The following is a 9,873-nucleotide window of genomic DNA, read 5'->3' as shown; positions in this document are numbered from 1 at the left end:
GAGGTCCACGATGGGGGGTGGGTAGGGGAGGGCGGTGCGTTCGGGGTCGGGGAGGGTCCAGGGGGTGTGGACTTGGCGGCCGGGGAGGTCGGCAAGTTCGGGGATCCAGCGTCGTACGTACGTGCCGTCCGGGTCGAAGCGGCGCGCTTGCGCGAGGGGGTTCAGGACGCGGTTGGGGCGGGTGTCCGTGCCCGTTCCGGCCACCCACTGCCAGTTCAGCTGGTTGTTCGCCACGTCCCCGTCCACCAGCAGGTCAAGGAAGTGCCGCGCCCCCACCCGCCAGTCCACGTACAGCGTCTTCGTCAGGAAGCTCGCCACCAGCAGCCGGGCCCGGTTGTGCATCCACCCCTCCGCCGCCAGCTGCCGCATCCCCGCGTCGACGATCGGGTAGCCGGTGCGGCCCGCCTTCCAGGCGGCGACGGCGGCGTCGTCCGACCGCCAGCGGTCGCCGCGCGGGCGGTAGTCGGTGTGGGAGGCGTCGGGGCGGGCGGCGAGGACCTGGTGGTGGAAGTCGCGCCAGGCGAGCTGCCGTACGAAGGCGTCGGCGCCGGGCCCGCCGGACTTCCGCGCCCGGTGCACCAGCTCGACCGGGGACAGGCAGCCGAAGTGGAGGTAGGGGGAGAGCCGTGAGGTGGCGTCGCCCGCCAGGTCGTCCTGACGGTCGGCGTAGGCGCCGAGCCCCGACCGCAGCCAGGCGTCGAGGCGGCGGCGCCCGGCCCGTTCGCCACCCTCGGGCAGCCCGGGGGAGGGGCTGCCCGAACCCAAAAGGGACAGGGCGGAGAGCGGCTCGGATCGCACACCGGGCGGCACCCGCACGCCGCGCGGCGCGGCGAACGGTCGGCGTAGTTCGACGCCCTGCCAGGCGCGGAAGTACGGGGTGAAGACAGCGAAGTGGTCCTTCCCGGACGGGGTGACGGTGCCGGGTTCGGCGGCGGTGAGCACGGCGCCGTGTACCCGCAGCGCCCCGCCCAGGGCCTCCCGCAGCCGCGCCTCCCGCCGCCCCGCGAACGCGCTCACCCCGCCCGCGATGTGCACCTCCCCGGCGTCGACCTGCTCGGCCACCCGGCGGATCTCCTCCACCGCGTCACCCGTACGGACGATCAGCCGGCCGCCGCGCTCCCGCAGGCCCGCGTCGAGGTCGGCCAGGCAGTCCCGCAGGAACGCCACCCGGTTGGGCACGGCGAACCCCGCCGCGGCCACCCGGCGGTCCACGACGAACAGCGGGACCACCCGGTCGGCCGCGCGGAGCGCCGCATGGAGCACGGGGTTGTCGCGCAGCCGCAGGTCCGAGGTGAAGACGGCGATCGAGGTGCTGGGCTTTGATGGTGGGGTCACTCCTCTCCCTTACACCTGGCGCCCTCACCCCGCCGGGAACGACATCAGCCCGATCGGATCGGTCGTCGGCGCCTTGGAGCCCCCGGCGGGCTCGACGGTCACCCCGACCCCCGACGCCTTCCCGACCGCACCGCTCAGCAGGGCGGCCGTGCCGCGGCCGGTGCCGGTGTCCGCGGTGTCCATGAGCCCGGCCGACCGCATGGTGCCGCGGTCGCTGAACCACAGCTGGTACACCCGCCCGTCGGGCGGTTTCGGCAGGCCGGAGGCGAGGAAGGCGGCCTTGTCCAGCGCGTGGGAGACCACGACCGTGCCCGTGGCGCCGTTCGTCAGCTTGGCGTTGCGGCTGTGGGCGTCCGGGGCGGCCAGCACCTCGGTCACCGCCTCCACCCGCGCCACCTGCTGTTCGGAGCGGCGGGCCGTATCGCGCGCGTCGGACGCCTGCTGGTTCTGCCATACGGCGACGCCGCCGAGCGCCACCGCCCCGGCGAGGCAGGCGGCCAGGGCGAAGTTCTGCCACCGGCCGCGCGAGGCACGCCGGGGCGGGGCGCCGCCGCCGGAGAACTCCGGTTCGCTCCGCGCCACCCGCGGCGGGTCCTGACGGACCGTGGCGATGCGCCGCATCACATCGTCCTTGAGCACCGGTGACGGCGTCAGCGAGGTGGCCATGCCGAGCTTGGCGGCGGTGGCCCGTAGCTCCCGTACCTCCTGGGCGCATGCCTCGCAGTCGGCCAGATGCCGTTCGAAGGCCAGCAGCTCCCGCCCGGAGAGGGCGTACACCGAGTACGCGCCGGTCAGCGTGTGCAGATCCGCTCGGTCCGCTCTGGTCATGCCCCGACCCCCATGCAGTCGCGAAGCCGGATGAGTCCGTCCCGGAGTCTGGTTTTCACCGTGCCGAGCGGGAGCTGGAGCAGCTCCGCCACCTCGCGGTAGGTGCGGCCACGGTAATAGGCGAGCGTCACGGACTGACGCTGTAGTTCGGTGAGCCCCTGCATGCAGCGGCGCACCTGCTCGCGCTCCAGCCTGGCCTCCACCTGCTCCGTCACCTCGTCGAAGGCGGGGGTGCGGTTCAGCAGCGCGGCGCGCTCCTCGCGGTCCGACGCCGACTGCGCGGACCGTACGCGGTCGACGGCGCGCCGGTGCGCGAGCGTCATGATCCACGCCATGGCGCTGCCCCGGGCCGGTTCGAACCGGGCCGCGGTCCGCCACACCTCCACCAGGACCTCCTGGGTGACCTCCTCCGCCTGGGCGGGGTCGCGCAGCAGACTGCGCGTCAGCCCGAGGACGGAGCCGCTGACGGCGTCGTAGAGCGCTGCGAAGGCGTTCTGGTCCCCCCGGGCCACCAATCCGAGCAACTCCTCGAGGTTGGGGCCCCTGGGGGCCGGTCCACCGATGAACACGGGCTCTCTCACTAGCCGTCCTTCCGGATGAGCATGTACGACACCACGCAGGTGTCGTATCTCATTCGTCGCCCGGGCGGGTGCGGATTGGTCAGATCAGCTGATTTGCCGGTTCGGCAATGCTGTTTGGCAAAGCGGCCCCGATGCGAGCACGCTCACGACATGACCGCACACCACGGCGCACACGCCCACAACCACGGCCACACCCACACACACCCGGGCACACAACAGCCCGACTGGGACGCCTTCGCCCCGATGCTCGAACAGGGCGCCGAGGTGCACACCCCCGTCTACGACCAGGCCACCGCCTGGCTGCGCGAGCGCTTCGCCGCGTCGGGCGGCTCCGTACGCCGCGTCCTCGACGTGGGCAGCGGCCCCGGCGTGCTGACCTGCCTCCTCGCCCGGGCCTTCCCCGAAGCCGAGGTCGTGGCCGTGGACGGTACGCCCGCCCTGCTGGAGCGGGCCCGGGAGCGCGCCGCCCGGCTCGGGCTCGACGGCCGCGTCACCACCGTGCACGCCGAGCTGCCGGAGGGGCTCGACCCGGCCGTGATCGGCACCGCGGATCTGGTCTGGTCGAGCAAGACCGTGCACCATCTGGGCGATCAGCCCGCCGCGCTGCGCCGGCTCGCCGCCGCCCTGCGCCCCGGCGGGCTGCTGGCGCTCGGCGAGGGCGGACTGCCGACCCGCTTTCTGCCCCGGGACGCGGGGCTCGGCCGCCCCGATCTGCTGACCCGGCTCGATGCCATCCAGGGGGAGCGGTTCGCCGAGATGCGGGCCGAGCTGCCGGACGCGACGGAGACCGTCGAGGACTGGCCCGGGCTGCTCACGGCGGCCGGTCTCACCGGTGCCACCAGCCGCAGCTTCCTGCTCGACCTGCCCGCCCCGCTCGGCGCGGCGGCCCGCGATTTCCTGCGGAACGAGCTGGTCCGTTGGCGCGAGGCCGCCGCCGACCGTCTCGACGACGGCGACCTCGCCACCCTGGCCCGGCTGCTCGACCCGGACGACGAGGCCGGGATCATGCGGCGGCCGGATGCCTTCCTGCTGACCGCGTCGACCTTCCATGTGGCGGCCCGTGAGAAGTGATGCGCGACGTCAGCCGGTGGTGAGGGTGAGCCCGTACGCGCTGAGGATCGGGTTCACCGGCTGGTAGTACGTCGTACCGCCGACGGTGCAGTTGCCGGAGCCGCCGGAGAGGACGCCCTGCGCCTCGGTGCCGGAGACGAACGAGCCGCCCGAGTCGCCGGGCTCGGCGCACACATTGGTACGGGTCACGCCGCGGATGGTGCCCTCGGGGTAGACCACGCTGGTGTTGTGCTGCTGGATCGTGCCGCAGTGCCAGCCGGTGGTGGAGCCCGAGCGGCAGACGGACGAGCCGACCGGCGCCTCCTGGGAGCCGGTGACCGTGATGGTGGTGGAGTTGGGGCCGACCACCAGGGGCGTGGGCGTCCAGTTGGCGTTGGTGGCCACCCACGCGTAGTCGCTGCGGGGGAAGACCGAGCCCTGGAAGGTGCCCTGTGCGACGCGGTTGAAGCCGGTGGTGGTGTCGCCCGCGTCGCCGCAGTGCCCGGCGGTGACGAATCCGGCCTGGGTGCCCTGGGTGACGGAGAAGCCGATGGAGCAGCGGGCGGTGGCATTGATGTAGTACGCCTCACCGCCCCGCAGGTCATAAAGGGGAGCCGGGCGTTCGGCCGACTCCACGATCCGCACCACGGCGCGGTCGACGCCGCTGGCGTCGATGAACCGCTGGGCCGCGGTGGGCTGGGCCGACTGGACGACCACGCTGTTGCTCTTCACGTCCACGTACCAGAGGGAGGCGGTGGTGGCGGACGGGGGGCGCTCCTCGGCCACCCGGTCCAGCGCGTCCTTCGCGGCGTTCAGCTTCTCCAGGCTGTGGCCGACGACGGTGGCCTTGGCGCCGGAGGCCGTGATGGCGCCGCTCTGCGCCTGGTCGGTGGTGCCGACGGTGAGTTCGGCGGTGTTCCCGGTCACCCAGGTGCCCGCGTAGCTGCTGCCGAGGTTCTTGCGCCAGCCGGGTTCGGCCTGTCCGGCCTTGTATTCGTTGGATATCCGGGTCCGCGCCTCGTCGGCCGTCAGACCCAGGTCGCGCTGCATGGCGGCGAGTACCTCGGGCGGGACCTCCCGGTGGGAACCGGGCGGCGGGGACGGGCTGGCGGTCGCGGGTATGCCCGCACCGGCGAGGAACAGTGCGGCTATGGCGACGGTGCAGCCCGTGGCGAGCTCAAGACCATGACGACGTCTGCGGCGCATAGTGCGTTCTCCTGTCGCGTGTCACGCTGCGTGTCTTACTGATCGCCAAGCGTAATTGCGGTGACAGGGGAGCGCTCGGTGGCGCGGGCATGACGCCGCCCCGCCGCGCGGTGCGCGACGGGGCGGTGGCGACCGGAGCTGTCAGGCGTCGGTCAGATGTCGGTCAGACCTGGATCAGACCTGGGTCAGGTTGAACGTGTCCGGGTTCGGGCCCAGGCGGTTGCCCGAGTCCAGGGAGCCGATCGCGGACAGGTCGGCCGAGTCCAGCTCGAAGTCGAAGACGTCGATGTTCTCCTTGATCCGGGACGGCGTCACGGACTTCGGGATCACCACGTTCCCCAGGTCGAGGTGCCAGCGCAGCACGACCTGCGCCGGGCTCTTGCCGTGCTTCGCGGCGATCTCGGCGAGCTTCGGCTCCTCCAGCAGGCCCTTGCCCTGGCCCAGCGGGGACCAGGCCTCGGTGGCGATGTTGTGGCGGGCGTTGAAGGCGCGCAGCTCCGACTGCTGGAGCTGCGGGTGCAGCTCGACCTGGTCGATCACCGGGGTGACCGACGACTCGGAGAGCAGCCGCTGGGTGTGGGCGGGGTGGAAGTTGGACAGGCCGATGGCCTTGGCGCGGCCGTCGGCGTATATCTTCTCGAACGCCTTCCAGGTGTCCAGGTACTTGTCCACCTCGGGCAGCGGCCAGTGAATCAGGTAGAGGTCCACGTACTCGAGGCCGAGCTTGGTCAGCGAGGTGTCGAAGGCGCGGAGCGTGGAGTCGTACCCCTGCTCGGAGTTCCAGAGCTTGGTGGTGACGAACAGCTCGTCGCGCGCGACGCCCGAAGCGGCGAGCGCCTTCCCCGTGCCCTCCTCGTTGCCGTAGATGGCCGCGGTGTCGATGTGGCGGTATCCGGCGTCCAGGGCGTTACGCACCGCGACCTGCGCCTCGTCGTCCGGCACCTGCCAGACGCCGAAGCCGAGCTGCGGGATCCGAACGTCGTTGTTGAGGGTGATGAAGGGGACCTTGCTCACGAGCGGTCGATCCTTACGTCGGAATGCGTACACGTACTTTGTCGTCAACGATCACCGGGCGCCACGCATTCCCGGTCCGCGAGCCGCACCGGCTGCGCGATCTCCGCGCGGAAACGGTGCGGGGTGTGACCCTCGCGTACCGTCGCGCCCACGGCGACCGCCGCCAGGCTCACCGTACCCCTCGGTGCTCGCACCACCATGGCCAGCCGGTATGTACCGCTGATGGGGACCGTTTCGGTGCGGCGGATCTCCCAGCCCGGGTCGGAGCGCAGCTCGCGCCGGGCCTCCAGGCAGACCCGCTCGCCGGGCGGCGGCGCGTGGCTGTCGTCCCGGAGCGCCAGCCGGGGGCCGAGGCGGACCGGTGCGGACGCGTCCGCGGTGTCGGTGAGCTGATGCGGGGCCATGGACCAGGCGACCGGCCCGAAGGCTGCGGGTCCGGCCGCCCCGGTGTCCGTCGACAGGGTCAGATCGAGGTTGACCGTGTGCAGAGCGGGTTCCGCCGCGTCCTGTGCGCAGCTGACCGCGCAGAGCAGTAGATGGTAGACGGCGGCGGCGTGCGCCTCGGCGTCCACGAAGGCCAGGAGTTCCGGGTCCCCGTCGACCAGCTCGGGGGTGACCGGGACGCACACAGGGCCGCCCAGGGTGATGTGCCCGGTCAGCGCCGGGGCCTGGGGAGTCTCCTCGGAGACCAGGGTCAGTTCGCGCTCGGGAAGTGCGGGGAGAATGACATCGATCATTTCGTGTCCCCTTCGCGGCTCGGTGGTTCCCAGGGAGTGCGCGTGTCCCCTCGGCCGGCCGGGCGTCGTACGGCCGCCCAGGCGTGGTCCTCTGCGCGGTACGGCCGCCTATGCGTGGTACAGCGCCTCGACCTCGACGGCGTACGCCTGTTCGATCGCCTTCCGCTTCAGCTTCAGGGACGGTGTCAGGAGACCATGCTCCTCGGAGAACTGCGCGGCAAGTATCCGGAAGGTACGAATCGACTCGGCCTGCGAGACCGTGGTGTTCGCCGCGACCACCGCCCGCCGGATCTCGGTCTCCAGATCCGGGTCCCGCACCAGTTCGCTCGCCGCCATCTCCGGTTTGCCGCGCATCGTCAGCCAGTGCGAGACGGCCTCCGGATCCAGGGTGACCAGCGCCGCGACGTACGGGCGGTCGTCGCCGACCACGATGCACTGGGCCACCAGCGGATGCCCCCGCACCCGGTCCTCCAGCCACACCGGGGAGACGGTCTTGCCGCCGGAGGTCACCAGGATCTCCTTCTTCCGCCCGGTGATCGTCAGATAGCCGTCGTCGTCCAGCGTGCCCAGGTCGCCGGTGGCCAGCCAGCCGTCGCGCAGCACGAGGTCGGTCGCCTTCGGGTCGCCGAGGTAGCCGTTGAAGATCTGGCCGCCGCGCAGCCAGATCTCGCCGTCGTCGGCGATGTACACGGTGGTGCCGGGGATCGGCTGGCCGACCGTGCCGTAGCGGGTCCGCTCGGGCGGGTTGGCGGTGGCGGCCGCGGTCGACTCGGTGAGTCCGTACCCCTCGTAGATGGTGACGCCCGCGCCCCGGAAGAACAGTCCGAGCCGCCGCTCCATGGCCGAGCCGCCCGACATCGCGTGCCGGACGCGGCCGCCCATCGCGCCGCGCACCTTGCTGTACACGAGCTTGTCGAAGAACTGGTGCTGCATGCGCAGCGAGGCGCTGGGGCCCGTGCCGATGCCGAACGCCTTCTCCTCCACCGCCTCCGCGTACCGCACCGCGATCTCGACCGCCTTCTCGAACGGCCCCGACTTGCCGTCCGCCTCCGCCCGGCGGCGCGCCGCCGCGAACACCTTCTCGAAGATGTACGGCACGGCGAGGATGAAGGTCGGCTTGAAGGACTTGAGGTCCGGCAGCAGCGCGGACGCCGCCAGCTTCGGCTGGTGGCCGAGTTTGACCCGGCCGCGGATCGCGGCGACCTCGACCATCCGGCCGAAGACGTGGGCGAGAGGGAGGAAGAGCAGGGTGGCGGCCTCGTCGCCGCGCTTGGAGTGGAAGGCGTCCTCGTACCGCTCGACGACGTTGTCGCATTCGGCCATCAGATTGGCATGGCTGATCACACAGCCCTTGGGGCGGCCGGTGGTGCCCGAGGTGTAGATGATGGTCGCGGTCTGATCCGGGGTCATCGCCAGCCGGTGCCGCTCGACCAGATCGTCGTCGATGGACTCGCCGTCGCTGAGCAGCTGCTCCAGCGCCCCGGCGTCCAGCTGCCACAGCCGCTTGAGGTACGGCAGCCGGCCGACCACCGAGCCGACCGTCATGGCGTGGTCCTCGTGCTCGACCATGCACGCGGAGGCGGACGAGTCGTGCAGCATCCAGAAGACCTGCTCGGCGGAGGAGGTCGGGTACAGCGGCACGCTCTGCGCGCCCACGGTCCACAGCGCGAAGTCGAACAGCGTCCACTCGTAGCGGGTGGGGCACATGATGCCGACCCGGTCCCCGAACCGGACGCCCTGGGCCAGCAGCCCCTTGGCGAGCGCCACCACCTCGTCCCGGAACTGGGCCGAGGTCACGTCCTCCCAGTGGCCGTCAGGCGTCTTGCGTGCCAGCGCGACCCGATCAGGATCGGATTCCGCATGCTCGAAGACGGCATCCGCCAGCCCTCCGGCCTGGGACGCCGACGCCAACGGGGGGACGGTGAACTCGCGCAATACCTGCTCCTTGAAGCCGCTCCGCACAGCGCCGCGACCGTACCCGATCCGAAGCCCCGGGCGGGAGAGGTGTTTCGTCGGGGAATGGTCGGAATGTGCGCTGACCAGTGAGGTGAAAGGGTGTCAAACAGTCACCCTGGAGGCCGGTTTGTACTCATTCTGAGCCTATGCACCGCATGTGTGGCTGATATGTGACGACTTCCTGCACGGAATCTCTCCGATCACGGCACAGGCCCGGCCATGATCGCTTCCGCGAGCCGCTCCGCCGCGGCGCGGGTCGCGGTGTCCCGCTGCCGCTCCCCGTACAGCAGGACGAAGTCCACCGGACCCAGCTCCGGCAGCCCGGCCCGCTCCGGAACCGGCACCAGGCCCGGCGGGATCAGGCCATCGGTGTGCGCCATCACCCCGAGCCCCGCGCGTGCCGCAGCGACCAGCCCGTTGAGGCTGCCGCTCGTGCACACGATCCGCCACGATCTGCCGTGCCGTTCCAGCACGTCCAGCGCCCGGGCCCGGGTCAGCCCGGGCGGCGGGAAGACGATCAGGGGCAGCGGACGGCCCGGATCCAGCCGCAGCCCCTCCGCGCCGATCCACACCAGCCGGTCCCGCCAGACCAGCTGCCCCTGCGGCCGCTCCTCGGACCGCTTGGCCAGCACCAGATCCAGCTTCCCCGCCTCCAGCTGCTGGTGCAGGGTGCCCGACAGCTCGACCGTCAGCTCCAGGTCCACCTCCGGGTGCTCACGGCGGAACCCCTTCAGGATCTCCGGCAGCCGGGTCACCACGAAGTCCTCCGACGCCCCGAACCGCAGCCGCCCGCGCAGCCGGGTGCCCCGGAACCAGCCCGCCGCCCGCTCGTTCGCCTCCAGGATCGACCGCGCGAAGCCGAGCATCGCCTCGCCGTCCTCGGTCAGCTCCACCCCGTGGGTATCCCGGCTGAACAGCTGCCGCCCGGCCGCCTCCTCCAGCCTGCGGACATGCTGGCTCACGGTGGACTGCCGCACCCCGAGACGGTGCGCGGCCTGGGTGAAGCTGAGGGTCTGCGCGACGGCGAGGAACGTACGGAGCTGGGCGGGATCGAACACGCCTTCCACCCTAGGCACGGCCATCACGGAACGCGATAGCAGTCAGTGCGGTATGCGGGATTCCCGATGGGGGTGATCACGGGCAGGCTGGAGAGGGCCCCGTCCGCC

Annotated in this window: 9 protein-coding genes; 1 reads left to right on the top strand and 8 read right to left on the bottom strand. The window is 71.8% G+C overall.

The genetic code is table 11. The features are described from left to right. The 3 genes from SSOG_RS09775 to SSOG_RS09765 form a co-directional block, all read right to left on the bottom strand. Positions 1-1,335 (bottom strand): cryptochrome/photolyase family protein (locus SSOG_RS09775; protein WP_009714055.1); only part of this gene is annotated, 1,335 nt, incomplete at its 3' end. A 24-nt stretch (positions 1,336-1,359) separates the two neighbouring features. Next, positions 1,360-2,163, bottom strand: a complete 804-nt coding sequence (locus tag SSOG_RS09770; RefSeq protein WP_009714054.1) for an anti-sigma factor — start codon at positions 2,161-2,163, stop codon at positions 1,360-1,362. After that, positions 2,160-2,744, bottom strand: a complete 585-nt coding sequence (locus SSOG_RS09765) for a sigma-70 family RNA polymerase sigma factor (RefSeq protein WP_039937054.1) — start codon at positions 2,742-2,744, stop codon at positions 2,160-2,162. Before SSOG_RS09765 ends, SSOG_RS09770 begins: the two co-directional genes overlap by 4 nt. A gap of 150 nt (positions 2,745-2,894) precedes the next feature. On the opposite strand from SSOG_RS09765, the gene SSOG_RS09760 reads away from it, so the two are divergent. After that, entirely contained in the window at positions 2,895-3,815 is a 921-nt protein-coding gene (locus SSOG_RS09760) for a class I SAM-dependent methyltransferase (RefSeq protein WP_039937052.1), read from the top strand. A 9-nt stretch (positions 3,816-3,824) separates the two neighbouring features. On the opposite strand, the gene SSOG_RS09755 is transcribed toward SSOG_RS09760, so the two are convergent. The 5 genes from SSOG_RS09755 to SSOG_RS09735 form a co-directional block, all read right to left on the bottom strand. Then, on the bottom strand, positions 3,825-5,000 hold the full coding sequence (locus tag SSOG_RS09755) for a S1 family peptidase (RefSeq protein WP_009714051.1): 1,176 nt from the start codon (positions 4,998-5,000) through the stop codon (positions 3,825-3,827). Between the two features lie 174 nt (positions 5,001-5,174). Continuing rightward, positions 5,175-6,014, bottom strand: coding sequence for an aldo/keto reductase (locus SSOG_RS09750; protein ID WP_009714050.1), 840 nt, complete (start codon positions 6,012-6,014; stop codon positions 5,175-5,177). Between the two features lie 44 nt (positions 6,015-6,058). After that, positions 6,059-6,751 carry a hypothetical protein gene (locus SSOG_RS09745; protein WP_009714049.1) on the bottom strand — a complete coding sequence of 231 codons (693 nt, stop codon included), beginning with the start codon at positions 6,749-6,751 and terminating at the stop codon, positions 6,059-6,061. Between the two features lie 108 nt (positions 6,752-6,859). Continuing rightward, positions 6,860-8,686: an AMP-dependent synthetase/ligase gene (locus SSOG_RS09740; protein WP_009714048.1), complete on the bottom strand. Its 1,827-nt coding sequence runs from the start codon at positions 8,684-8,686 to the stop codon at positions 6,860-6,862. A gap of 221 nt (positions 8,687-8,907) precedes the next feature. Beyond that, complete coding sequence (locus SSOG_RS09735) at positions 8,908-9,765, bottom strand: LysR substrate-binding domain-containing protein (RefSeq protein ID WP_039937049.1); 858 nt, start codon at positions 9,763-9,765, stop codon at positions 8,908-8,910. Positions 9,766-9,873 lie beyond the last annotated feature (108 nt).

This window comes from Streptomyces himastatinicus ATCC 53653 (assembly GCF_000158915.1).
Lineage (GTDB): Bacteria > Actinomycetota > Actinomycetes > Streptomycetales > Streptomycetaceae > Streptomyces > Streptomyces himastatinicus.
Note: the sequence above shows the minus strand (reverse complement) of the source record. Positions and strands in the feature narration are given on the sequence as shown.

Bases quoted from the DNA above. Each gene is read 5' to 3' on its own strand.
- SSOG_RS09770 (WP_009714054.1), bottom strand. From the start codon at position 2,163: ATGACCAGAGCGGACCGAGCGGATCTGCACACGCTGACCGGCGCGTAC.
- SSOG_RS09760 (WP_039937052.1), top strand. From the start codon at position 2,895: ATGACCGCACACCACGGCGCACACGCCCACAACCACGGCCACACCCAC.
- SSOG_RS09755 (WP_009714051.1), bottom strand. From the start codon at position 5,000: ATGCGCCGCAGACGTCGTCATGGTCTTGAGCTCGCCACGGGCTGCACC.
- SSOG_RS09745 (WP_009714049.1), bottom strand. From the start codon at position 6,751: ATGATCGATGTCATTCTCCCCGCACTTCCCGAGCGCGAACTGACCCTG.